This is a genomic window from Streptomyces sp. NPDC004721, from assembly GCF_053601495.1.
Genome location: NZ_JBSGBZ010000001.1, coordinates 296,296 through 321,031 on the forward strand (window position 1 = coordinate 296,296; position 24,736 = coordinate 321,031).

At 70.7% G+C, this 24,736-nt stretch carries 19 protein-coding genes; 14 read left to right on the forward strand and 5 right to left on the reverse strand.

The annotated features are described in order from the left end of the window. The first annotated feature begins 40 nt into the window (after window positions 1-40). Genes dnaK through ACWEK3_RS01410 form a run of 4 tightly spaced genes read left to right on the forward strand, consistent with a single transcriptional unit; the run spans window position 41 to window position 4,241 of the window. A complete protein-coding gene (gene dnaK / locus ACWEK3_RS01395; protein WP_365430152.1) occupies window positions 41-1,888 on the forward strand; it encodes a molecular chaperone DnaK in 1,848 nt (615 codons plus the stop codon). After that, complete coding sequence (grpE, locus tag ACWEK3_RS01400; RefSeq protein ID WP_450544314.1) at window positions 1,885-2,571, forward strand: nucleotide exchange factor GrpE; 687 nt, start codon at window positions 1,885-1,887, stop codon at window positions 2,569-2,571. Before dnaK ends, grpE begins: the two co-directional genes overlap by 4 nt. Window positions 2,572-2,610: 39 nt before the next feature. Then, window positions 2,611-3,786: a molecular chaperone DnaJ gene (gene dnaJ / locus ACWEK3_RS01405; protein ID WP_376548355.1), complete on the forward strand. Its 1,176-nt coding sequence runs from the start codon at window positions 2,611-2,613 to the stop codon at window positions 3,784-3,786. 5 nt (window positions 3,787-3,791) lie between these two features. Further along, on the forward strand, window positions 3,792-4,241 hold the full coding sequence (locus tag ACWEK3_RS01410; RefSeq protein WP_361422654.1) for a heat shock protein transcriptional repressor HspR: 450 nt from the start codon (window positions 3,792-3,794) through the stop codon (window positions 4,239-4,241). Between the two features lie 109 nt (window positions 4,242-4,350). Here ACWEK3_RS01410 and ACWEK3_RS01415 read toward each other — a convergent pair whose 3' ends face one another. After that, window positions 4,351-6,345, reverse strand: coding sequence for a fibronectin type III domain-containing protein (locus tag ACWEK3_RS01415; RefSeq protein WP_453248636.1), 1,995 nt, complete (start codon window positions 6,343-6,345; stop codon window positions 4,351-4,353). Window positions 6,346-6,651: 306 nt separating this feature from the next. Between ACWEK3_RS01415 and ACWEK3_RS01420 the strand changes: the two genes are divergently transcribed. After that, a complete protein-coding gene (locus ACWEK3_RS01420) occupies window positions 6,652-7,761 on the forward strand; it encodes a sugar ABC transporter substrate-binding protein (protein WP_453248656.1) in 1,110 nt (369 codons plus the stop codon). Window positions 7,762-7,958: 197 nt separating this feature from the next. Beyond that, window positions 7,959-9,002, forward strand: coding sequence for a LuxR C-terminal-related transcriptional regulator (locus ACWEK3_RS01425; protein ID WP_450544318.1), 1,044 nt, complete (start codon window positions 7,959-7,961; stop codon window positions 9,000-9,002). On the opposite strand, the gene ACWEK3_RS01430 is transcribed toward ACWEK3_RS01425, so the two are convergent. Continuing rightward, window positions 8,965-9,954: a helix-turn-helix transcriptional regulator gene (locus ACWEK3_RS01430; protein ID WP_450544320.1), complete on the reverse strand. Its 990-nt coding sequence runs from the start codon at window positions 9,952-9,954 to the stop codon at window positions 8,965-8,967. The genes ACWEK3_RS01425 and ACWEK3_RS01430 overlap by 38 nt on opposite strands. Before the next feature lie 19 nt (window positions 9,955-9,973). Further along, complete coding sequence (locus ACWEK3_RS01435) at window positions 9,974-10,909, reverse strand: helix-turn-helix transcriptional regulator (RefSeq protein WP_450544322.1); 936 nt, start codon at window positions 10,907-10,909, stop codon at window positions 9,974-9,976. A 356-nt stretch (window positions 10,910-11,265) separates the two neighbouring features. Between ACWEK3_RS01435 and ACWEK3_RS01440 the strand changes: the two genes are divergently transcribed. Further along, entirely contained in the window at window positions 11,266-11,601 is a 336-nt protein-coding gene (locus ACWEK3_RS01440; RefSeq protein WP_450544324.1) for a hypothetical protein, read from the forward strand. A 146-nt stretch (window positions 11,602-11,747) separates the two neighbouring features. On the opposite strand, the gene ACWEK3_RS01445 is transcribed toward ACWEK3_RS01440, so the two are convergent. Further along, entirely contained in the window at window positions 11,748-12,167 is a 420-nt protein-coding gene (locus ACWEK3_RS01445; protein WP_450544326.1) for a pyridoxamine 5'-phosphate oxidase family protein, read from the reverse strand. Between the two features lie 165 nt (window positions 12,168-12,332). Here ACWEK3_RS01445 and clpB point away from each other — a divergent pair, with 165 nt between their 5' ends. Further along, window positions 12,333-14,930 carry an ATP-dependent chaperone ClpB gene (gene clpB / locus ACWEK3_RS01450; protein ID WP_453248637.1) on the forward strand — a complete coding sequence of 866 codons (2,598 nt, stop codon included), beginning with the start codon at window positions 12,333-12,335 and terminating at the stop codon, window positions 14,928-14,930. Between the two features lie 331 nt (window positions 14,931-15,261). Next, on the forward strand, window positions 15,262-15,798 hold the full coding sequence (locus ACWEK3_RS01455; protein ID WP_361422614.1) for a YbjN domain-containing protein: 537 nt from the start codon (window positions 15,262-15,264) through the stop codon (window positions 15,796-15,798). Window positions 15,799-15,985: 187 nt separating this feature from the next. On the opposite strand, the gene ACWEK3_RS01460 is transcribed toward ACWEK3_RS01455, so the two are convergent. Beyond that, window positions 15,986-17,176: a pyridoxal phosphate-dependent aminotransferase gene (locus tag ACWEK3_RS01460; RefSeq protein ID WP_450539563.1), complete on the reverse strand. Its 1,191-nt coding sequence runs from the start codon at window positions 17,174-17,176 to the stop codon at window positions 15,986-15,988. Window positions 17,177-17,789: 613 nt separating this feature from the next. Here ACWEK3_RS01460 and ACWEK3_RS01465 point away from each other — a divergent pair. From ACWEK3_RS01465 to ACWEK3_RS01485, 5 genes are all read left to right on the forward strand, one after another. Then, entirely contained in the window at window positions 17,790-19,031 is a 1,242-nt protein-coding gene (locus tag ACWEK3_RS01465) for a S53 family peptidase (RefSeq protein WP_450539565.1), read from the forward strand. 1,051 nt (window positions 19,032-20,082) lie between these two features. Continuing rightward, window positions 20,083-20,610 carry a DUF2617 family protein gene (locus ACWEK3_RS01470; protein WP_453248638.1) on the forward strand — a complete coding sequence of 176 codons (528 nt, stop codon included), beginning with the start codon at window positions 20,083-20,085 and terminating at the stop codon, window positions 20,608-20,610. Window positions 20,611-20,699: 89 nt separating this feature from the next. Beyond that, the gene (locus ACWEK3_RS01475) at window positions 20,700-22,355 is read left to right on the forward strand and encodes a polyamine aminopropyltransferase (protein WP_453248639.1); all 1,656 of its coding nucleotides are present in this window, start codon (window positions 20,700-20,702) and stop codon (window positions 22,353-22,355) included. 92 nt (window positions 22,356-22,447) lie between these two features. Beyond that, a complete protein-coding gene (locus ACWEK3_RS01480; RefSeq protein WP_450539570.1) occupies window positions 22,448-23,440 on the forward strand; it encodes an SRPBCC domain-containing protein in 993 nt (330 codons plus the stop codon). Window positions 23,441-23,931: 491 nt separating this feature from the next. Continuing rightward, window positions 23,932-24,729 carry an aldose epimerase family protein gene (locus ACWEK3_RS01485; protein ID WP_450539572.1) on the forward strand — a complete coding sequence of 266 codons (798 nt, stop codon included), beginning with the start codon at window positions 23,932-23,934 and terminating at the stop codon, window positions 24,727-24,729. Window positions 24,730-24,736: the final 7 nt, after the last annotated feature.

The window sequence follows — 24,736 nt, forward strand, 5'->3', positions numbered from 1 at the left end:
ACTTGAGTCCGTTCCACTCAAGTCAGCTGGAGGATTCACCATGGCACGTGCGGTCGGCATCGACCTGGGCACGACTAACTCCGTCGTCAGCGTTCTGGAGGGCGGCGAGCCCACCGTCATCACCAACGCCGAGGGTGCCAGGACCACGCCGTCCGTCGTCGCCTTCGCCAAGAACGGCGAGGTGCTGGTCGGCGAGGTGGCCAAGCGTCAGGCCGTCACCAACGTCGACAGGACCATCCGGTCGGTCAAGCGCCACATGGGCACCGACTGGAAGATCAACCTCGACGGCAAGGACTTCAACCCGCAGCAGATCAGCGCCTTCGTGCTGCAGAAGCTGAAGCGGGACGCCGAGTCCTACCTGGGCGAGAAGGTCACGGACGCGGTCATCACCGTCCCGGCGTACTTCAACGACGCCGAGCGCCAGGCCACCAAGGAGGCCGGCGAGATCGCCGGTCTGAACGTGCTGCGCATCGTCAACGAGCCGACCGCCGCCGCCCTGGCGTACGGCCTCGACAAGGACGAGCAGATGATCCTCGTCTTCGACCTCGGTGGCGGTACGTTCGACGTCTCGCTGCTGGAGATCGGCGACGGTGTCGTCGAGGTGAAGGCCACCAACGGTGACAACCACCTCGGTGGTGACGACTGGGACCAGCGCGTCGTCGACTACCTGGTCAAGCAGTTCCAGGCCGGTCACGGCGTGGACCTGTCCAAGGACAAGATGGCCCTGCAGCGTCTGCGCGAGGCGGCGGAGAAGGCCAAGATCGAGCTGTCCTCGTCCACCGAGACCTCGATCAACCTGCCCTACATCACCGCGTCCGCCGAGGGCCCGCTGCACCTGGACGAGAGGCTCACCCGCGCCCAGTTCCAGCAGCTGACGGCCGACCTGCTCGAGCGCTGCAAGACGCCGTTCTACAACGTGATCAAGGACGCCGGCGTCTCCGTCAACGACATCGACCACATCGTGCTCGTCGGTGGTTCCACCCGTATGCCCGCGGTCGCCGAGCTCGTCAAGGAGCTGACCGGCGGCAAGGAGGCCAACAAGGGCGTGAACCCGGACGAGGTCGTCGCCATCGGCGCCTCGCTCCAGGCCGGTGTCCTCAAGGGCGAGGTCAAGGACGTCCTGCTGCTCGACGTCACCCCGCTGTCCCTCGGCATCGAGACCAAGGGCGGCATCATGACCAAGCTGATCGAGCGCAACACCACGATCCCGACCAAGCGCTCGGAGATCTTCACCACGGCCGAGGACAACCAGCCGTCGGTGCAGATCCAGGTCTACCAGGGCGAGCGCGAGATCGCCGCGTACAACAAGAAGCTCGGCATGTTCGAGCTGACCGGTCTGCCGCCGGCGCCCCGCGGCGTCCCGCAGATCGAGGTCTCCTTCGACATCGACGCCAACGGCATCATGCACGTCACGGCGAAGGACCTCGGCACCGGCAAGGAGCAGAAGATGACCGTCACCGGCGGCTCCTCGCTCCCGAAGGACGAGGTCGACCGCATGCGCGAGGAGGCCGAGCGCTACGCGGAGGAGGACCACAAGCGTCGCGAGGCCGCCGAGACCCGCAACCAGGGCGAGCAGCTCGTCTACCAGACCGAGAAGTTCCTCAAGGACAACGAGGACAAGGTCCCCGGCGAGATCAAGACCGAGGTGGAGTCCGCCGTCACCGAGCTGAAGGAGCAGCTCAAGGGCGAGGACACCGCCGCGATCCGTGCCGCCACGGAGAAGGTCGCCGCCGTCTCCCAGAAGCTCGGCCAGGCCATGTACGCCGACGCCCAGGCCGCGCAGGCCGCGGGCGGTGCCGGTGACGCCGGCGCGGGCCAGGCCAAGGCCGACGACGACGTCGTGGACGCCGAGATCGTCGACGATGAGCGCAAGGACGGTGCGGCGTGACGGAGGAGACCCCCGGCTTCGAGGAACACCAGCCGCAGCCTCCACCGCAGTCCGACGCCGCCTCCGGCACCACCCCCGAGGACGCCGCGCCGGCCGCCGCCCAGGACAAGGGCGCGGCCCCGGCCGGTGACGCGGACCAGTCGGCCGCGCTGACGGCCCAGCTGGACCAGGTGCGCACGGCGCTCGGCGAGCGCACGGCGGACCTGCAACGGCTCCAGGCCGAGTACCAGAACTACCGGCGCCGGGTCGATCGCGACCGGATCGCGGTACGGGAGGTCGCTGTCGCGAACATCCTGTCCGAGCTCCTGCCCGTGCTCGACGACATCGGCCGCGCGCGGGACCACAGCGAACTGGTGGGCGGTTTCAAGTCCGTCGCCGAGTCGCTGGAGACCGTGGTGGCGAAGCTCGGGCTGCAGCAGTTCGGCAAGGAGGGCGAGCCCTTCGACCCGACGATCCACGAGGCCCTGATGCACTCCTACGCACCGGACGTCACCGAGACGACGTGCGTGGCGATTCTGCAGCCCGGGTATCGGATCGGCGAGCGCACCATCCGCCCCGCGCGGGTGGCGGTCGCCGAGCCCCAGCCCGGCGCGCAGACGGTCAAGCCGGCCGAGGAGTCCGGCACGGCCCAGGCCGCCGAACAGGGCGAGGACAAGGAGAGCGGTGGCCCGGAGGAGGGCTGACGTAATAACTGACGACGCACGAGAGGAGGGACGTCGGGGATGAGCACCAAGGACTTCATCGAGAAGGACTACTACAAGGTCCTCGGCGTCCCCAAGGACGCCACCGAGGCCGAGATCAAGAAGGCGTACCGGAAGCTCGCCCGCGAGTTCCACCCGGACGCCAACAAGGGCAACGCCAAGGCCGAGGAGCGCTTCAAGGAGATCTCCGAGGCGAACGACGTGCTCGGCGACGCCAAGAAGCGCAAGGAGTACGACGAGGCCCGCGCCCTGTTCGGCAACGGCGGCTTCCGCCCCGGACCGGGCGCCGGCGGCGGCTCCTTCAACTTCGACCTGGGCGACCTCTTCGGAGGTGCCCAGGGCGGGAGCGGCAGCGGCGGCTTCGGCGGCGGAATCGGTGACGTCTTCGGGGGCCTGTTCAACCGGGGCGGCACGGGCACCACGCGCGCCCAGCCCAGGCGCGGCCAGGACATCGAGTCCGAGGTCACGCTGAGCTTCACGGAGGCCATCGAGGGCGCGACGGTGCCGCTGCGCATGTCCAGCCAGCAGCCGTGCAAGGCCTGTTCGGGCACCGGCGACAAGAACGGCACACCGCGGGTGTGTCCGACCTGCGTCGGCACCGGACAGGTGGCGCGCGGCTCGGGCGGCGGATTCTCGCTGACGGACCCGTGCCCGGACTGCAAGGGCCGCGGACTCATCGCGGAGAACCCCTGCGAGGTCTGCATGGGCTCCGGGCGGGCCAAGTCGTCCCGGACGATGCAGGTCCGCATCCCGGCCGGGGTCAGCGACGGCCAGCGCATCCGGCTGCGCGGCAAGGGCGCCCCGGGCGAGCGCGGCGGACCCGCGGGCGACCTGTACGTGGTGGTGCACGTCGGGGAGCACCCGGTCTTCGGCCGCCGGGGCGACAACCTCACCGTGACCGTGCCGGTCACGTTCGCCGAGGCGGCCCTCGGCGGCGAGGTCCGCGTGCCCACCCTGGGCGGTCCCCCGGTGACGCTGAAGCTGCCCCCGGGCACACCGAACGGGCGTACGATGCGGGCCCGCGGCAAGGGCGCGGTCCGCAAGGACGGCAGCCACGGCGACCTCCTGGTCACCGTGGAGGTGAGTGTCCCGAAGGACCTGTCGGGGAAGGCTCGTGACGCGCTTCAGGCGTATCGCGAGGCCACCGCGGGCGAGGACCCGCGGGCCGAGCTGTTCGAGGCCGCGAAGGGAGCATGAGTGAGATGGACGGCCGCCGTCGCAACCCGTACGAACTGACGGAAGACACACCGGTGTACGTCATCTCGGTGGCCGCCCAGCTGTCCGGACTGCACCCGCAGACACTCCGCCAGTACGACCGCCTGGGCCTGGTGTCCCCCGACCGCACCGCCGGCCGAGGGCGCCGCTACTCGGCCCGTGACATCGAACTGCTCCGCCAGGTGCAGCAGTTGTCGCAGGACGAGGGCATCAACCTGGCCGGCATCAAGCGCATCATCGAACTGGAGAACCAGGTCACCGCGCTCCAGTCCCGGATCGCGGAACTCCAGGCGGCGCTGGACGGCGCCGCGGCGGCGATGCGGCAGCGCGAGGCCGCCGTCCACGCCTCCTACCGCCGGGACCTGGTCCCCTACCAGGAGGTCCAGCAGACCAGCGCGCTGGTGGTGTGGCGGCCCAAGCGGCAGCAGCCGGACTGACACGCATCCGGCCGCGGACCGCGCACGACACACTCGGGCACGAGCGCGACGAGGGGCCGGGAGGCCGTACAGCCTCCCGGCCCCTCGTCGTGCCGCCGGCGGCCCCGGCTCAGGTGAACGCGTGGGTGCCCACCGGCGCCGACTCGGTCCCGTCCGGGTAGGCGACGGTGGCCCGGTAGAAGACCGTGGTGTCGCTCGGCGCCGTGGTGTCGAGGTACCACTGGGTGCCGGTGACCGGCGTGGCGGTGATCCTGACCCAGGTGCCGGCCGCGGGATCCCAGCGGTCGACGAGGAAGCCGATCGCCGGGCCGCGCGGGTCGAGCGAGGGGGTGTACGAGACGCGGACCGAGTTGCCCTCGGCCTGGTTGTCGGCCCTCGTGTACAGGATGTCCGAGCTGTCCGGCCAGGTCTGCGGGGGCCGCAGGTCGAGTTCGGTGACGGCGACGGACGGGGCCGAGGCGACGTCCACGGCGTTGCCGGCCCGGTCGACGGCGACGACCGCGTAGCGCAGGCTCTCGCCGTCGGGCAGGTTCCGGTCCAGCCTGCGGGGCTGCATGTGGCCGTCGAGGGTCCTGGTGATGTCGGTGTACGTCCAGGGGCCGTCGGCATACACGCCCCGGTAGACCCGGTAGTGGTCGAAGTCGGCGGCCGTGCCGCCGTCCCATTCGAGCAGGATGCCGTTGCCGGCCGCCGTCGCGGTCAGGCCGGTCACGGGGGCGGGGGCGGTGTAGTCGCCGACGTGGTCGACGGTGACCTGTGCCAGGGGGCCGCCGTTGTTCGCGTCGTCGATGGCCAGGACCCAGTAGGTGTACGTCGTGGAGCGCTTGACCGAGGTGTCCACGAAGTAACCCGACCCGTCGTCGCCGTAGCGCGCGTTGCCGATCCGGGTGCCGTCGCGATAGACCGCGTACCCGCTCAGCGGCGAGGCGGGGTCCGACTGCCACGGCCAGGTCAGCGTCACCTCGTACTCCCCGTCGACGGCCGTCACCTCCGGGACGACGGTCGGTGCGGTGGTGTCGTACGTCTGGTACCAGGCGGTGCCGGAGGCCGCAGACTCATTGCCGTGGATGTCGACGGCCGTGACGACGTAGTAGTAGAAGTCGCCGGTGGGGGGCGGTGTCTCGGTCCAGCGGGTGGTCGGCCCGGTTTCGCCCACCCGGTTCTCGGCGGTCGGGGCGACGGGGCTGCTCGTCGACCGGTAGACCCGGTAGCCGGCCAGGTCGGGGTCGGGACTGCCGTCCCAGGTCAGGTTCACCGTGGTGACCCGGCCGAAGGTCCAGTTCCGGTCCACGCCGCCGGGCGGGGCGGGCGGTGTCGTGTCGACGGTGGTGACCGGGCGGTCGGTGCCGCCGGTGGACTCGTTGCCGGCCTTGTCGTAGGCGCGGACCTGGTAGGAGAAGACCTGGCCGGTGGGCGGCGGGGTGTCCGTGGCGGAGGTCGCCGCGGTCGTGGTCAGGCGCGTCCAGCCGCCGTTGCCCTTGGGGCGCCGGTACAGGCGGTACCCGGCGAGGTCCATCTCCTTGTTCTTGGCCCATGTCGCCCTGGCCTTGCCCGTGTTCTTGTCGTACGACACGGAGAGGCCTGCCGGGGCGAGCGGCCTGGCCCTGTCGACGCTCGCCGAAGTCCGTGGCGCGTAGCCGAACTTGACGTTGGCCCGGCCCGTCCAGTTGACGTAGTCCACGCGCAGTGTGTGGGTGCCGGAGGGGATCGTGACGTTGACGGTCCTGCTGACCGTCGAGGACACGTTCTTCCACAGGTCGACCTTGCGCTTGCCGTCCAGGTACACCCGTATGCCGTCCTGCACGGCGACCGCGAACACGAACGGCCCGCCGGAGCCGAAGTTCCGGGTCACCGTCCAGCGCACGCCGAACTTGTCCTTCGGCAGGCCCTTGGCGGGCGCGCCGGTGCCCCAGTTCTCGTTGACCGCGCTGTCGCAGTCCGTCTTCTTCGGCTGGCCGGAGAACGTGGTGTTCGCATAGAACTGCCGCTTGTAGACGGGCGAGGCGCAGTTCACGGCCGCCGAGGCGGGAGCGGTCGCCGAGAGCATCCCGCAGGCGGCGGTGAGCGCGACGGTCGTGGCCGTGGTACGGCCGGCTGGCTTCATTCGGTCCTCTGGTCGTGACGGGAACGCCGGAGCAAGGCTCCCGTGACCACGACTCGCGTGGCGGGGAGTTGGTTGTACGGATCTTGGCCCGGCGGTGGGCGGCCGTCGGGTGCGGGGCCCGTAAAGGGCGTTTGGAGGCGATTCAGCAAGGCTCCGCAAGGTCTTCACAGGCACAGCGGAGCGTTGCGTTGCCATCTCGTTAAGTGGTTCCGCTTGACGCCGGTGGTCGCCTCCGCGTTGGCTTTTCAGTCACCTGGGTCGCAATGCTGCGCCCACGTCCGGAAGGCACCAGAAGTGAGCACCTCGATGCGTCGTATCGCCATAGCCGTGGTCGCGCCCACGCTGTCCTTCTCGCTCGCCGCCTGCGGGGCGCTCGGCGGGTCGGGGAGCAGCAGCGACGCGAGCCCGACCAAGGGCAACGACCTGACGGTGGGTCTGCTGCTGCCGGAGACGGCCAACACCCGGTACGAGAAGTTCGACTACCCCATCATCAAGGAGAAGGTCGCGGCCCTGACCCGGAACCAGGGTAAGGTCGAGTATGCCAACGCGGACGCGGACGCGAGCCGGCAGGCCGGCCAGATGCAGCGGATGATCGACAACAAGGTCGACGTCATCCTGCTCGACGCCGTCGACTCGCACGCCATCGCCGACATGGTGCAGAAGGCCAAGGACGCGGCCATCCCGGTCATCGCCTACGACCGGCTCTCCGAGGGTCCGATCGACGCGTACATCTCCTTCGACAACGAACTGGTGGGCGAGGTGCAGGGCCGCTCCCTGCTCGAGGCGCTGGGTTCCGGCGTCGACACCACCGACAAGATCGTCATGATCAACGGCTCGCCCACCGACCCGAACGCCAAGCAGTTCAAGGAGGGCGCGCTTTCCCAGCTCAACGGGAAGGTCACCATCGCCAAGTCCTACGACACCAAGGACTGGAAGCCCGAGAACGCCGAGGCGCACATGGCCCAGGCGCTCGCCTCGCTCGGCGAGGGCAAAATCGACGCCGTCTACTCCGCCAACGACGGCATGGCGGGCGGCGTCATCAAGGCCTTCAAGAGGGCGGGCATCACCGACCTGCCGTTCATCACCGGCCAGGACGCCGAACTCGACGCCGTGCAGCGGATCGTCACCGGCGAGCAGTACATGAGCGTGTACAAGTCCTACCCGACGGAGGCCGAGACCGCCGCCCAGATGGCGGTCGCCAAGGTCCAGGGCAAGGACATCCAGTTCGACTCCCTCACCCGGGACCGGGTCAGCAGCCCCACCCACAAGGACATTCCGGCCCAGTTGGTCTCCGTGGTCGCCCTGACGAAGAACAACATCCAGGACACGGTCATCGATGACGACATCTACAAGGTGGCCGACATCTGCACCGCGAAGTACCGGGAGGCCTGCGTGGCGATCGGTCTTCTGAAGTAACTCCCCTGCTGGTAGGACCCGTTCGGGTTCAACAGTCGGTTCCGGCCACGTTGCGGTCCGTCAAGTGGAGGTTGGTGCACACCGGTCGAAACCGCTGGTTTTCGGGGGTCGCTCCGGTAGGAGCCGTGTTGCACAGCCGGTCCGCGCCGCGCATAGTTGCGCTGCGGAAGACGCGGAGACCGGGGGTGTGATGGGGCATGACCGGGCACGGGACGGCGGAGCATCCACACGGTGCCGAGCGACTGTGCGAGGCCGGCGAGCACGTGTATTCCCGGGCCGTACGACGGGGCCGGGTGCCGCGCCGGCTCGCCGAGCCGGTGCCCTGCCTGCTTGAGCTCGCCCTGCTGCACCCGGACCCCGACGACATGGACTTCCTGGTGCCGACCGCGCCGCAGGAGGTCATGACCCGGCTGCTGCGCGGGATGTACGACGAGGTCAGTGAGAGCCACCGGCGGGTGGGCTCGGTGGTGGCCGCCGTCGAGCGGTACGCCGGGCTGGGCCGCCAGGTGCGCGTGTCCGCCGCGACCGTGGAGGGCACGGCGATCCGGGTCCTGGACGGCCTGTCCCGCATCCAGGCGGCCATGGACGAGGCGACCGAGGCGTGCACCACCGAGGTGCTGACCGTCCAGCCGGGCGGCATCCGCCGCGAGCACGAGCTGTCCGAGGGGCTGCACCGGGCACTGGCACTGCGCGGGCGCGGGGTGCGGATGCGGGACCTGTACACGCACGTGGCCCGGCACGGCCAGGGGCTGCTCAACTACCTGGAGCTGATGGGCGACGCGGTCGAGGCACGCACGCTGGACGAGGTGATCGACCGGCTGATCCTCTTCGACCGCACGGTCGCCTTCGTGCCCGCCAACGCCGACCGCACGATGGCGCTGGAACTGCGCCATCCCGCGCTGGTGGAGTACCTGGGGACGGTCTTCGAACGGCTCTGGCGGCTGGCGATCCCGCTGACCGCGCCGCTGCCCGACACGGGCATCGAGGGCATCTCCCACCGCGAGCGGTCCATCGCGGCGCTGCTGGCCGAGGGCCACCAGGACGCGGTGATCGCCGAGCGGCTGGGCATCAGCGTCCGCACCTGCCGGGCCCACATCGCCCGGCTGTCGGAGACGCTGGGCGCGGCCAGCCGTACGCAGTTGGGCGTGCGGATCGCCCAGGCGGGGCTGGACGGGCCGCCGCGCACCGCCGTGGTGGGGCCGTTCACGGTTCCGGGTCAAGAATTCCCGACTGCCCGATGAGGTAGCCCAACTGGGCCCGGCTGCCGCTGCCGAGGGTGGCGGCGAGCTTGGCGATGTGCTCACGGGCGGTGCGTACGTTCATGCCGAGGCGGTCGGCGATGACGGCGTCGGTGTGACCCTCGACGAGGAGGCCGGCGATGGCGCGCTGCCGGGGGGTGACGCCGTCCGCGGACGGCTGTCGGACGGTCAGTGGGTACATGGGGGTGGCCAGCCGCCACAGCCGGTCGAAGGTGGTGGCGAAGTACCCCACGAGGGCCGGGTGGCGCACTTCGAGCGCGAGGGTGGCGTCACCGTTGGCGGGGATGAAGGCGACCCGGCGGTCGACGAGGACGAGGCGGGCGGTGACCTCGTCGAGGGAGCGGGCCTCGACGTCGCCGGTCAACCGCTCCTGATAGGCGGGCACCGAGGGCACATGACGCAGGGTGTGCTGGTAGAGGGTGCGAATGCGGCCACCTCGGTCCAGCAGTGCCTGGTCGCGCACCAGCGACACGGCCCGGGCCTCCTCGACGCGTCGGCCGACGAGGCCCGCGTGCGGTTGCACGCACAGCAGCTCCCGGCTCGCCTCAGCCATGGTCTCGGTGATGGCCTGGTTGATCCGGCGGGTACCGCTGAGGAGTCTGAGCACCGGCGAGTCCGGCCCGGCGGTACGCGGTCCGTCGACGCGCATCAGCGTCGCGAACGTCTCGGTCAGCCGTTCCTCGCGCTGTCGTTCCTCGGCGATGCGCTCGGCGGAGCCCCTCAGGAGCCGGTGCAGGACGGCGGCGGGCGGCACCGGTTCGAGCCGGCTCGTGTCGGCGACCGAGGGGTGCAGCAGGCCGAAGTCGACCAGGCAGGGTGCGACGGCGGCCTCCCGGGCGGCCACCTGCCCCTGGCGCAGGGCTCGTTCGTACAGTGCCGTGCCCGGGGAGCACAGGTCCTCCGGACGGTGGTCCGGATGCGGTGCCGACGTCACGACATTTGTCCCCTCGCCGTCAGTGGTCCTGCTCCAGAATCCCCGACTGGGCGATGAGGTAACCGAGTTGGGCCCGGCTGCCGCTGCCCAGAGCCGTGGCCAGCTTGGCTATGTGGGCGCGGCAGGTGCGTACGTTCATGCCCAGCCGACGCGCGATGGCCTCGTCGACGTGGCCCTCGACGAGGAGCTTGGCGATGGAGTGCTGGATCTCCGTGATGCCGTCGGGGGCCGTTTCGTAGGGGGTGCCGGCACTCAACGGGACCGCGCGGTTCCACATGAACTCGAAGACCTTGATCAGGTACCGGACCAGTCCCGGATGGCGTAGCTCCAGCGCGACCTGCTGATCGTCCCGGGTGGGGATGAAGGCGACCGTCTCGTCGCAGATGATCAGGCGCTCCACCAGTTCGTCGATCGTGCGGTACTCCACCTTGCCGTTGGCGAGTTGGTCCACGTAAGCCAGCTGTTCGAGGTTGTAGCGGACCGTGTGCTGGTAGAGGGTGCGGATGCGCACGCCGCGGTCGACCAGCGCCGTGTCACGCTCCAGGCCCTGCAGGATGGTCCGCTCCGTGAAACGGTTGCTCGGCTGGACGGTGAGCATCTCGACCTGGCATTGGGACGTGGCCAGGTCGAGTGCGGTGTTGATCCGGCCGCTGCCCTCCAGGACCGTGATGGCGTGGGTGGCCGATGTCGTCTGCGCGCTGAGTGAGAGGAACGGCTCGAATGCATCGGACAGTTCGATCGACCGCCGTCGGCGCTCGGCGATCTCGCGCTCGAGCGGACCGAGACGCCGAGCCAGCGCGATGCCCGGTGGGACGGGGCGCAGCCAGTCGGGATCGTCGGGATCGGGATGGAGCAGGGCGAACTCCATCAGACACGGGGCCGGTTCGGCGTCGGCGCGGGAGATGCGGCCGGAGCGCAGGGCACTCGCATAAAGTCGGCCACCTTCGTCGCACATCTCGGTCACCCCGTGGGGATGTGTCTCGTTAGTCCGATTCGTTGTCAAATCTCCACCCCCCAGGGTCCTGAACGTGCAGGAACATGATGCACCGATTGTGTGGCCATGACGTGCCTGAATGAGCCATCGTCGTATTCCGACGGGGGGAAGAGGGGACCTTCAAGTGAGGATGAAGCCGACTATGGGTAAGAGAGTGCTTCGCTCGATACTTGTCGCCACCTTCTCCGCCGCTGTGGCCCTCGTGGCGCTGAGCGGCCAGATGGAGAAGAAGGTCGACGACCGAGCGGACAGCAAGTGGCCGGCGGTGGCCGTGAACACAACTCCTGCGGATTCGGCAACGAGTTCTGGGGGCTGACGTGACCACTCCACCCGACGACCGTTCTTTTCGCCGTGAGATGGCCACCGCCTACCGCTCCGGTTGGCACTTCATCGACCTGGTCACCGCCCTCCCCCACAGCGGTGACTCGTTGATGGTGGCCGTCTTCGGTGAGCCGGTCGTCGTTACGCGGGACGAGGACGGAGACGTACGGGCGTACCGGTGTCTGCGGCGGCCTCGGGGGGCGCCGCAGCCCGTACGGTGTGCCGTCCGTTACGGAATGATCTTTGTGAACCTGGACCAGAGGGACCACCGCCAGGTGGCGGTGGAACCCTCGGTCCTCAGGACTGTCACCGCCACCCCCCGCAGTGCCTGACGCGATTCCCCCGTCGTAACAGATCGCTCAGGTGCTTCCCCCCGCAGCGGCGTCACCGTGACCTGAACACGGTGACGCCGCTGTAGTTTTCCCTGGAAATCTCCGGGTATCAGCGGATTCGATCACTGGCTGAAAAAGAGCGCCGCTCAGCCGCGCCCCAGCGCCCGGGTCAGCTCGATCTCGATCACCACACGGGACGGGTTGGGTCCCGGGGTCCGCTCGTAGCGCTCGGCGTACCGCCGCTCCGCCTCCCTGATCCGCTCCGGCTCCGTGCGGACGAACGCGCGTCCCTCCAGCGTCGCCCACCGCCGCCCGTCCACCTGGCACACCGCGACCGGCGCGCCCTGCGGGCCGACCGCCAGGACGTGTGCCGCCTTCGCGCTCGCCTTGTTCGTGATCACCCGGGCCAGCCGCGCCTCCGGGTCGTAGGTCACCCCGACGGGAACGACGTGCGGGGTGCCGTCCGGGCGCAGGGTGGTCAGCGTGCACAGGTGCCGTTCCCGCCAGAAGCCGAGATACGACGCGTCGGGGGCGCCCGGGTCGAGGGCGTACGTGGTGGTGGCCATGAGTCGCAACCTAACCCGCCCGGCACCCCGCGAGCCGCGAACCCCCTTCTCCGGGAAAGCTCCCGCCCCGACCTTGAGTGGAATAGACTCAAGTTTGTGTACGCTGACTGAGTCAGGACTGGGAGAAGTGGCAGAGAGCGCTCGTCAAGGAGGAGAGAAGCGACCGTGGACGCCGAGCTGACCAACAGGAGCCGTGACGCGATCAGCGCGGCCGGCAACCGGGCCGTACGGGAGGGGCACCCCGACCTCACCCCCGCCCACCTGCTCCTCGCGCTGCTCGAGGGGCAGGAGAACGAGAACATCATCGACCTGCTGTCGGCCGTCGAGGCCGATCAGGTCTCCGTCCGCTCCGGCGCCGAGCGCGTGCTCGCGTCACTGCCCAGCGTGACCGGGTCCACGGTCGCGCCGCCGCAGCCCAACCGCGAGCTGCTCGCCGTGATCGCGGACGCGCAGAGCAGGGCGCGGGACCTCGGGGATGAGTACCTGTCCACCGAGCACCTGCTCATCGGCATCGCCGCGAAGGGCGGCGCGGCCGGCGAGGTACTGTCCGGGCAGGGCGCCGATGCCAGGAAGCTTCAGGACGCCTTCTCGAAGGCGAGGGGAGGACGCCGGGTGACCACACCCGACCCCGAGGGCCAGTACAAGGCCCTGGAGAAGTTCGGCACGGACTTCACCGCGGCGGCGCGCGAGGGCCGCCTCGACCCGGTGATCGGCCGGGACCAGGAGATCCGCCGCGTCGTGCAGGTGCTGTCGCGCCGCACCAAGAACAACCCGGTCCTCATCGGTGAGCCCGGCGTCGGCAAGACCGCCGTCGTCGAGGGGCTCGCCCAGCGGATCGTCAAGGGCGACGTGCCCGAGTCCCTGAAGGACAAGCGGCTGGTGGCGCTGGACCTCGGGGCGATGGTCGCGGGCGCGAAGTACCGCGGCGAGTTCGAGGAGCGGCTCAAGACCGTACTGGCGGAGATCAAGGACTCCGACGGCCGGATCATCACCTTCATCGACGAACTGCACACCGTCGTCGGCACGGGCGCCGGCGGCGACTCCGCGATGGACGCCGGCAACATGCTCAAGCCCATGCTGGCCCGCGGTGAGCTGCGCATGGTCGGCGCCACGACGCTCGACGAGTACCGGGAGCGGATCGAGAAGGACCCGGCGCTGGAGCGGCGCTTCCAGCAGGTGCTGGTCGCCGAGCCCAGCGTGGAGGACTCCATCGCGATCCTGCGCGGGCTCAAGGGCCGCTACGAGGCCCACCACAAGGTGCAGATCAACGACTCCGCGCTGGTGGCCGCCGCGACCCTGTCCGACCGCTACATCACCTCCCGCTTCCTGCCCGACAAGGCGATCGACCTCGTCGACGAGGCCGCCTCCAGGCTGCGGATGGAGATCGACTCCTCTCCGGTGGAGATCGACGAACTCCAGCGCGGCGTCGACCGGTTGCGGATGGAGGAGCTGGCGCTCGACAAGGAGACCGACGCGGCCTCGCGCGAGCGGCTGGAGAAGCTGCGCCGCGACCTCGCCGACAAGGAGGAGGAGCTGCGCGGCCTGACCGCCCGCTGGGAGAAGGAGAAGCAGGCCCTCAACCGGGTCGGCGAGCTGAAGGAGCGGCTGGACGACCTGCGCGGCCAGGCCGAACGCGCCCAGCGCGACGGCGACTTCGACACCGCCTCCAAGCTGCTGTACGGCGAGATCCCGGACCTGGAGAAGGAGCTGGAGGCCGCCTCGCAGGCCGAGGAGGAGGCCGCCAAGGACACCATGGTCAAGGAGGAGGTCGGCCCCGACGACATCGCCGACGTGGTCGCCTCCTGGACCGGGATTCCGGCCGGCCGCCTGCTGGAGGGCGAGACGCAGAAGCTGCTGCGCATGGAGGAGGAGATCGGCAGGCGGCTCATCGGCCAGGCCGAGGCCGTCCGGGCCGTCTCCGACGCCGTACGCCGCAGCCGGGCCGGCATCGCGGACCCGGACCGGCCGACGGGCTCGTTCCTCTTCCTCGGCCCGACCGGCGTGGGCAAGACCGAACTCGCCAAGGCGCTCGCCGACTTCCTCTTCGACGACGAGCGGGCCATGGTCCGCATCGACATGTCGGAGTACGGCGAGAAGCACAGCGTGGCCCGGCTGGTCGGCGCCCCGCCCGGCTACGTCGGCTACGAGGAGGGCGGCCAGCTCACCGAGGCGGTGCGCCGCCGCCCGTACAGCGTGGTGCTGCTCGACGAGGTGGAGAAGGCCCACCCGGAGGTCTTCGACATCCTGCTGCAGGTGCTGGACGACGGCCGCCTGACGGACGGTCAGGGCCGCACGGTCGACTTCCGCAACACCATCCTGGTGCTGACCTCGAACCTGGGCAGCCAGTACCTGGTCGACCCGCTGACGAGCGAGGAGGAGAAGAAGGAGCAGGTCCTCGAGACGGTCCGCGTCTCCTTCAAGCCGGAGTTCCTCAACCGGCTGGACGACCTGGTGGTCTTCTCGGCCCTGACGAAGGAGGAGCTGAGCCGGATCGCCGGGCTCCAGATCGACCGGCTCGCCCGCCGACTGGCGGAGCGCCGCCTGACCCTGGACGTCACCCCCGACGCCCTGGCCTGGCTCGCCGAGGAGGGCATGGATCCGGCCTACGGCGCCCGCCCGCTGCGCCGTCTGGTCCAGACCGCCATCGGCGACCGCCTCGCCAAGGAGATCCTGGCCGGCGAGATCAAGGACGGCGACACGGTCCGCGTCGACCGCTTCGGCGAGGGCCTGCTGGTGGGCCCGCCGACCGGCAAGACGCTGTGAGCCCCGGCGCGGTCCGCCACCACGGTGGGTGGCGGACCGCGTCACACCGTGAACGCCGGGAAGCGTGTCGGGCCGGTGCGGGGATCTCCGTGGGTCCGCCGCTCAGTGGGTACTCGGGGGCGGACAGCACGATGCACGCGAAGGCGGCGAGGAAGGGCACAGTCCCTTCGTCCCGCCCCGTGTCCGCGTCATGACCTCCCACCTCCGTTTGCCGGACGTCCACCTGACGGCCGGATCGTGTCAGCCCAGGGCTGACAGCCTCCCGGAGGGCTTGCCACCCCCCTCCCCGCATGAGGGAGGATGGCGAGATCCGTACGAAGGGAAAAACACGGTGAGCATCGACCCGTCCTCGATTCCGAACTTCGGGGGCCAGCCCGAGCCGCAGCCCCAAGGAGCGGCGGGCCCCGTCGTCCCGGATCAGGACCTCGTGAAGCAGCTCCTGGACCAGATGGAGCTCAAGTACGTCGTCGACGACGAGGGCGACCTCGCGGCGCCGTGGGAGCAGTTCCGTACGTACTTCATGTTCCGAGGCGAGGCCGACCAGCAGGTCTTCTCGGTGCGGACGTTCTACGACCGGCCCCACAAGATCGACGAGAAGCCGCAGCTGCTGGAGTCCATCGACGACTGGAACCGGCGCACCCTGTGGCCCAAGGTGTACAGCCACACCCACGACGACGGCACCGTCCGCCTCATCGGCGAGGCGCAGATGCTGATCGGCATGGGCGTGAGCCTGGAGCACTTCGTCTCCTCGACGGTCAGCTGGGTGCGGGCCGCCATCGAGTTCGACCGGTGGCTCGTCGAGCAGCTCGGCCTCGAGCAGGAGATCAACGAGGCGGACAAGCCCGAGGACGACAACGACGAGGAGTAGTCCCTCGGCGATCGCGCACAGCGGTGTCCGTGTGAACGCGCGCAGATACGTGCCGTAGCCGGACGGGAGCCCGGCCCGGGACGCAGGCCACGACTGGCCGCGTACCGGGACCGGGCTCTTCGCCGTGCGGACCGGGGCCCGCGCGCATCCAGGGCCGTGCCGGACCCGGACCCGCGCGCACCCCTGCTCACAGGCTCCGGAGGCGGGACACGGCCTCCTGCAGGACGTCCGTCCGCTTGCAGAAGGCGAAGCGGACCTGGGTGCGGCCCGCCTCCCGGTCGTCGTAGAAGACCGCGTTGGGGATGGCGACCACGCCGCAGCGTTCGGGCAGGGCGCGGCAGAAGGCGATGCCGTCCTTCTCGCCGAGCCGGGCGATGTCGGTGGTGATGAAGTACGTGCCCCGGGGGCGGAAGACCTCGAAGCCCGCCTCGGTCAGGCCGGTGGCGAGCAGATCGCGCTTGGCGCGCAGGTCCTCGCGGAAGCCGGTGAAGTGACTGTCGGGGAGGGCGAGCGCCTCGGCGACCGCGTACTGGAACGGCCCGGCGCTCACGTAGGTCAGGAACTGCTTGGCCGAGCGGACCGCCGTGACCAGGGGAGCGGCGGCGGTGACCCAGCCGACCTTCCAACCAGTGAACGAGAACGTCTTGCCCGCCGACGAGATGCTCACCGTGCGCTCGCGCATGCCGGGGAACGTGGCGAGCGGGATGTGCTCGGCGTCGTCGTACACGAGGTGCTCGTACACCTCGTCCGTCACCACGAGCAGGTCGTGCTCGACGGCGAGCCGGGCGATCTCGGCCAGTTCGGGGCGGGTGAGGACGGTGCCGGTCGGGTTGTGCGGGGTGTTCAGGAGCAGCAGCCGGGTCCGCGGGGTCACCGCGTCGCGCAGCTCGTCCAGGTCGAGCCGGAACCCGGCACCCTCCTGGTGCGGCCGGAGCGTCACCGGCACCCGCTTCCCGCCCGCCATCGCGATGCAGGCGGCGTACGAGTCGTAGTACGGCTCCAGGGCGATCACCTCGTCGCCGGGCTCCAGCAGCGCGAGGAGCGTCGCCGCGATCGCCTCGGTGGCGCCCGCCGTGACCAGCACCTCCGTGTCCGGGTCGTAGGAGAGCCCGTACCGCCGCAGCTGGTGCTCCGCGACCGCCGTGCGCAGCTCGGGGATGCCCGGGCCCGGCGGATACTGGTTGCCCCGCCCGTCCCGCAGCGCGCGGACGGCCGCCTCCCGGATCTCCTCGGGTCCGTCGGTGTCGGGGAAGCCCTGCCCCAGGTTGATCGACCCGGTCCGCACGGCGAGCGCGGACATCTCGGCGAAGATGGTCGTCCCGAACTCGGCGAGCCGGCGGTTGAGGAGCGGGCGTGCGCTGGAGGTCATGCCGGCCATCCTCCGTCCAAGCTCTGGACTTCCTCAACTCTGCTTCACCGATTCGCGCCCGCGCCGGTACCCGAACCACCATCACGGGATCGACGGCGCTTCGGTCGAGGGCGGATTGAAGGCCCAGCCTGCAGTCGCCCGCGAGCTGGGCCTTCTGAGCGTGACATGGACCTGGCTAGCGGATTTAGCGGACGCCGGGTCAGCCGTCACCACCCGTGCCCGAGACAACCCCGGTCCTTGAAGGTCCAGTTGGCACCCGGCTACAGCTGCACGAGAACGGGGGCGACTTGCGGTCCTCGATGTGCCACCCGGATCGTACTTTGCGCGCTCGGCATGGCCACACGGTCCTGAATCGGACAACAGTGACAAGTAGCACATCAGTGAGAAGTCGCACAGGGGTAAGTACTTGCTCTGCGCATGGCCTCGCGGTGGGATTGCGGCAACTGTCGAGTGGGGGTCTCACCTTGCAAGGGGATTAAGCATGCGCGGAGTTCGTGCGCGACGCCGCATCGCGGTCGCGGTGGCCGGGGTCACTACCCTCGCCAATGTCACACTGCTATCGCCTATTTTGTCCGGTTCTGCGGCCGCCGCACCCGTGCATTCGGTGCAAGGAGTCGAGGCCGTGCCGGCAGCAGCCGGGCAGCAATCGGAGAACACGGCCCGCGGCTTGCTGACCACCGAGCAGTGCCAGGCGAAGTGGCAGATCTCCTGTTACACCCCGACCCAGTTCCAGCGGGCGTACAACCTGAACCCGCTGTACCGGGCGGGAGTCACCGGCAAGGGGCGCACGATCGTGATCGTGGATTCCTTCGGCTCGCCGACCATCCAGCATGACCTGGATGTCTACAGCGCCCGGTTCGGTATGAAGAGCACCCACGTCGACGTGGTCAAGTGGGGTACCGTCCCGCCCTTCGACCCCGCCAACGGGGACCACAACTTCTGGGCCGGGGAGAGCACCCTTGACGTGGAGATGGCGCATGCCGTCGCCCCGGACGCGCGCATCGTCCTGGTGGAGACCGGGGTCAACCAGAGCGGGGACGGCACCACCGGCCTGCGAGAGATGATGGACGCCGAGAAGTCGCTCATCGACCGCGGTGTGGGCGATGTGATCAGCCAGAGTTTCGGCGCGACGGAGAACACCTTCCCCGGCTTCCGCAGCGGTGACTTCTCCAGCATTGAGAACCTGCGGTACGCCTTCAAGGACGCGGCCAGGCGCGGTGTGACCGTCCTCGCCGCCTCCGGCGACGACGGAGCCACCAGCCCTACCGCGAACGGCGAGGCCAACTACCCGTACAGGGCCAACTCCTGGCCGTCCTCCGACCCGCTGGTCGTCTCGGTCGGCGGCACCCAGCTGCACTTGGACGCCAAGGGCGACCGCATCGCGCCGGACAGTGTCTACAACGACGACGGCGCGAGCGGCGGCGGCCTGTCCCCTGTCTTCGCCCGTCCCTCGTACCAGAACGGGGTCGAGCAGGTGGTCGGCCACCGCCGCGGCACCCCCGACGTTTCGATGTCCGCCGCGATGAACGGCGGCGCATGGGTGTACTCCAGCTACGACCCGAAGCGGGTCGGCTGGGATGTCTACGTCGGCACCAGCGCGGCCAGCCCGCTCTTTGCGGGCATCGTGGCCCTGGCCGACCAGGTCGCCGGGCACCGGCTGGGTGACATCCACCAGGCGCTGTACTCGCTGTCCGCGCAGTCCTCGCGGAACCCGTCCACCGGCATCGTGGATGTGAAGGACGGCACGAACAACAGCTACGCGGGAGTCACCGGCCATACCGCGGTGAAGGGCTACGACATGGCGACCGGCGTCGGCACCATCGACGCGGCCCGCTTCGTCCGGGCCCTCGCCAAGGAGGGCTGAAAGCATCCCCGTCCCCGAGAAGCGGGCGCCTGCCGCAGACCGCCGGGCCTCGCGCCGGGACGACGGCTTCTGTATCTTCGGACGGCCCCTGATCTGCCAATCTGTGCAGGTCAAGGGCCCTTTCTTTGAGCTGACCCTCAGAACTTCCTCAAGTGTGCTTTGGCCGGTCCGGCGGCCGGGCATCTCCCGTGCACGCTGCGAGGCGCCCACGGGGGGCCGCTTCGGCGGAACGCTTCGGGAACGTCCGGAGGCGTCCGGGGCACGACCTCGGGCGCGGTCGGCGGCGTCCCGGGGATCGGAGGGAGGACGCCATGGTTCTGGGCATCGTCCTGGCGGTGATCGCGTTGTTGTGCGTGACCGCCGTGGCGGCGGGGCGGCGCAAGGCCCGCCGCGACCGGTACGCCACGTCGTACCGAGGCCGGCGCACGGGGTCGGTCGGGGGCAGCGCGACCGCCGGGGGCGCCGGCTGGTGGGCCGGGTCGGATGGCGGCGGCAGTAGCTGCTCGTCCGGCGGCGGCCATCACTCGGGAGGGGGTCACTCGGGAGGGGGTCACCACTCGTGTGGGGGTCACTCCTGCGGGGGGAACTCCTCGTGCGGTGGAGGGTCGTCGTGCGGAGGCGGAGGCGGAGGCGGAGGCGGATGCGGGGGAGGCAGCTGATCCGGGCCGCTGATCAGGAGCGCTGATCAGGACCGCTGATCAGGGCAGCTGATCCGGGGCGGCCGGGCTCCGTGGAGGAACCGCATCCGGGCCGGCGCCCGTCGGGAGGCAGTCTCCGGCGGGTGCGCCGGCCCCCACGCGTACGCCCTGGCGCATGCCAGGGTTGAACAGTTGAGCTGTGGCGCCCTCTGAGGGATGGAAACCGCACGAAGTTGGGTAAAAACCCTGTGGCGGAACCGCTGTTCATGATTGCCTCTACCGACGCAGCCCCTCGGACGTCTCGCACACCCCCCTCCCGAGCTGGGCTGAGCCGGGCCGTTGTCCCCGTGCCCACCGGGGCGTGCCGGCCCGTTCCTCCCTTCTTTTTCTTTGCGTGCTAGCGGAGCCGATCCATGCTCACGACCCTGAACACCTCCTACACCGACACGCGCGCGGCCGACCTCGCCTGGGCCCTGGGACGCGAGCCGCTGCCCGCACTTGCCACCCTGGACCTCGAACTGACCGGGGCGAAACTCCAGTTGAGACTTCTCGGCGCGTCCCACCAGGTGCTCCTCGAGGAGAAGCGGGGAAGCTGCTCGGAGACCGTGGCGTGCATCCCGGGCTCCAGCACACCCCTGCCGCTCGGCGTCGCCAAGCGGGCCGACGACTGGGAGTACGAGTTCGCCGCCCGCGTCGAGTTCCTCTCGCCGGGATCGTTCACCGGCCGCGCCCAGGAGTTGCTGGCCCTCGTCTCCGACCATCCGCACGGTCTGGCGGGAGTCTTTCCGGGCAGCCCCAACGCTTTCACCGCGATGCTGGCGCAGTGGCACGACGGCCAGGTGCACTGGCGGACCTGGCACGCCTACCCACAGGACGGCCAGTTGGTGACGACCCGGACCAGGGTGGGGGTGCGCCGTTCCTTGCTGGCAGGAGCGAGTTGAGCGCGGGTAAACATGCGAAGCGCGACAACTTCCTTTTCCACACGTGTGGGTGACGAAGCGTCCCGCTGCGGTGACGTAACGTCACAGGTGTGATCGAACCGCACGCCCCGGCCCCGCACGCCCCGGCCCCGCCCGGCGCGGCGCCGTCCTTCAGCGGCCCCGCGCTACTGCCCGTCCGGCCGGGAACCGGCCGGTTCCTCGTCCTCGCGGGCGTCTTCGTCTGCGCGGCCTGCGGACTCGTGTACGAGCTCGAACTCGTGGCGCTGGCCTCGTACCTGATCGGCGACTCGGTCACCCAGGCGTCGATCGTGCTGTCCGTCATGGTGTTCGCGATGGGCATCGGCTCGCTCGCCGCGAAGCGGCTGCGCCGGCACGCCGCCGTCGCCTTCGGCGCGATCGAGGCGACGCTCGCGCTGGTCGGCGGGTGCAGTGCCATGGCGCTGTACGCGGTGTTCGCCTGGACCGGCGGCTGGGGCGGCATGTGGGCGGACGGCCCGCGCTGCCTGCTGGTCGCCTTCTCCCTGGCCATCGGCCTGCTGATCGGGGCGGAGGTGCCGCTGCTGATGGAACTGATCCAGCGGATCCGCCGCCAGGACGCGGGCGGCGCGGTCGCCGACCTGTTCGCGGCGGACTACGTGGGCGCGCTCGTCGGCGGGCTCGCCTTCCCGTTCCTCCTGCTGCCGCTGCTGGGGCAGCTGACCGGGGCGCTGGTGACCGGCGCCGTCAACGCCGTGGCGGGCGGTGTCCTCGTCCTCGGCCTGTTCCCGCGGGACCTGACCCCGCGCGGCCGCTGGCTGCTGATCGTCGCCAACCTCGCCGTGCTCGGTCTGCTCGCCTCCCTCACCGCCCTGGTCGGCGACTTCGAACGGGCCGCGCGGCAGGCGATGTACGGCGGAGACGTCCGGGTGGCCCTGCGGACCGGCGAGCAGGAGGTGGTCCTCACCGGCGGCGGCCCGGGCCGTCCGCTGCGTCTGTTCCTCGACGGGCGGCTGCGGGTCAGCGGCCGCGACGAGCGCCGCTACCACGAGGCGCTGGTCCACCCCGCGATGACCGGGCCGCACGCGCGCGTGCTGATCCTCGGCGGCGGCGACGGGCTCGCCGCGCGCGAGGTGCTGCGGCACCCCGGCGTCGAGCGGGTGGACGTCGTCGAGCGCGACCCGGCCCTCGTCCGGCTGGCGCGCGGCGACCCGGTACTGGCCGGGCTGGACGAGCACGCCTTCGACGACAGGAGGGTGCACGTGAGCACCGCCGACGCCTTCGACTGGCTGCGCGGGGCGCCGGCGGCGGCGTACGACGTGGTGATCGAGGACCTGCCCGATCCGGGTATCACGGCGAGCACGAAGCTGTACGCGCAGGAGTTCTACGGCCTGGCCCGGCGGGCCCTGGCGCCCGGCGGGCGGCTGGTGGCGCACGCCGGGCCGGTCTCCTCCCGGCCCCGGGTGTTCTGGACGGTGGAGGCCACGGTCCGGGCCGCCGGACTGCGCACCCTGCCGTACCGCGTGGACGGCCGCGACGCCGGGTTCGCCGCCGGGCCCGACCGTACGGCCGGCGCCCCGCGTGTCACCCGCGACTGGGGCTTCGTCCTGGCGGCCCGTATGCCGCCCGCCCTCCGTCTGGACCCGCGGGCCCCCGCTCCTCGCACGCTCACGCCGGCGTCGCTCACGGCGGCCGCCCGCGACGCGGCCCGCACCCGCGTCCCCGGCCTTCAGCCCTCGACGCTGGTCCACCCCCGGTACGCGGACTGATCCGGGCCTGCCGCCGGCCTATGCGGTGTGCGGGGGACGGGTTCTGGGCGAGGGGGGGTAATCAGGGGCGGCACTGGGTACCCTCGGCTGACATGGAGCACGAGGTGTTCGTTCCGGTTCCGGTTCGGCGGCTGCGGATGGCGCTCGCCGATCCCGCGCGGGTTGCCCGGGCGGTTCCCGGGCTCCAGCAGGACGCGGGCGGCGAGCCCGTCAGCGGCCGGCTCAAGATGCGGATCGGCGGCCACTCCATCACCTACCGCGGCACGCTGCGCGTCAGCGCGCTCGACGACGGCTCCTACGCCGTCGAGGGCGACGCGACCGAGTCCCGCGGCACCGGCTCGGTGAAACTCATGCTCACGCTCCGCCTCCGCGACACCGACGACGGCTCCACCCTCAGCTTCGAGGGCACGGCCTCCGCCGAAGGCCGCGTCACCGAGCTGCCCCCGGACTCCGTACACACCGCCACAACCCGCCTCCTGAACCGCTTCGCGGAAAACCTGTCCACGGAAGCGGCTGCGGGGCCGGCTGCCGCCGGGGCGGATGGCGTCGAGGCAGAAGCTCCCGAGCCGGAAGCTCCCGAGTCGCAGGACGCCGGGCCCGAGGCGCCGGGGGCCCATGGTGCGGTGGGGTTGGCCGAAGAGGCGACCGAGGACTTTGCTCCGTTGGCGAGTGGTGACTTCGAGGCCGCTCCGGACGCGGACGACGCCCCGGCGCCGCCGCTCGGGGACGAAGGCGAGGCGCACCCGGCCGGGCCTGGCGGGCGCGGTTCCGTCTTCGACGCCGACGTTCCGCCCTCCGCCCTCGACCCGCTGGCCGACGAGGAGGACGAGGACGACGAGCCCCCCGTCTCCGAGGACTTCACCGAGGCCGCCGAGCCGCCCGCCGAGGCGGCGCACGCGCGGCGCACGATGATCGGGCGCAGCGCCGAGGAGGTGGACCACGCCCCGCCCCGCGGCCGTTACGCCCCCGTCCCCGCCCCGCTGACCGTCTCCGCCGGGCCCACCCTTCGCTGGGCGGCGCCTGCGGCGGCGCTGGTGGTGGCGTCGGTGATCGTCGTGGGCCGGGCCTGGAGGCGCCGTCGCTGAGCGGCTCCTGCCCCCGCCCCGAGGGCGTTGGGCCGTTGGGCGGCGCCTGCGGCGGTTCTGGTGGTGGCGGCGGTGATCGTCGCGGGTCGGGCTTTGCGGCACCGTCGCTGAGCGCCACCTCGGCTCCGCACCGCGGCCGTTCCGCGCCTCCCGCTCCGCTGCCCATCTTCGCCGGGCCACCTTTTACTGGGTGCCCCCGACTCCGCCTCGCTGACCGTCTCCGCCCGGCCCAGCCTCCACTGGGCGCCCTCGTTCGTGTTCCGCTCACCTTTTCCGGGCCCACGCCCGGTTGGGCGGCGTCCGTCCCCGCCCCCAGGGCGTTACGCCCCCGTCCCCGCCCCGCTGACCGCTTCCGCCGGCCCCACCCACCGCTTGGCCGACCCGGCGCTGACCCAGCCCTGTCCCTCGCACCCCGCTCGATCCACCCGCTCGGTCCACCCGCTCGACCGTGACGCGCAACGCCGTCTTGATCGGACAAGTAGCCTCGTGGGGTGAGTAACGAAGACATCACGCTGACCGCGGGCGACGCGGAAGCGGTCGTGCAGCCGGGGAACGGCGGGCGCGTCGGGAGTCTGCGGGTCGGCGGCCTCGAACTGCTCCGCCAGGGAGAGCGGTTCGGCTGCTTCCCGATGGTCCCCTGGTGCGGCAGGATCCGCGACGGCCGCTTCCGGGACGGCGCCATCGTCCACCAGATGCCGCTCAACTCCCCACCGCACGCCATCCACGGCACCGCCCGCGACGGTGTCTGGCGCACCGCCCGCACCTCGGCGGGCGAGGCGGTGATCACGTACGACCTCGTCGAACCCTGGCCCTACCCCGGCCGCGTCACCCAGGCCGTCACCCTGACCGAGGACGCCCTGACCCTGACGATGTCCGTGGAGACGTACGAGTCGTCCTTCCCGGCGCAGATCGGCTGGCACCCGTGGTTCCACCGCAACCTCGGGGGAGCCGGAGCCCAGGACGTCCGCGTCGACTTCCGGCCCGCCTGGCAGGAGGAGCGCGGCGACGACCACCTGCCCACCGGTCACCGCGTCGAGCCCAAGCCCGGCCCCTGGGACGACTGCTTCGGCATGCCCGGCGGCGTCGACGTCACGCTCACCTGGCCCGGCCAACTGGAGCTGAGGGTGACCAGCCGTGAGGAGTGGGTCGTCGTCTACGACGAGCAGCAGGCCGCCGTGTGCGTGGAACCGCAGACCGGCCCGCCCGACGGACTGAACACCCTCCCGCGCCTGGTCACCCCGCTGGAACCGCTGGAGGCCTCGACGACCTGGACCTGGCGCCGCGTTTAAGCTGGCT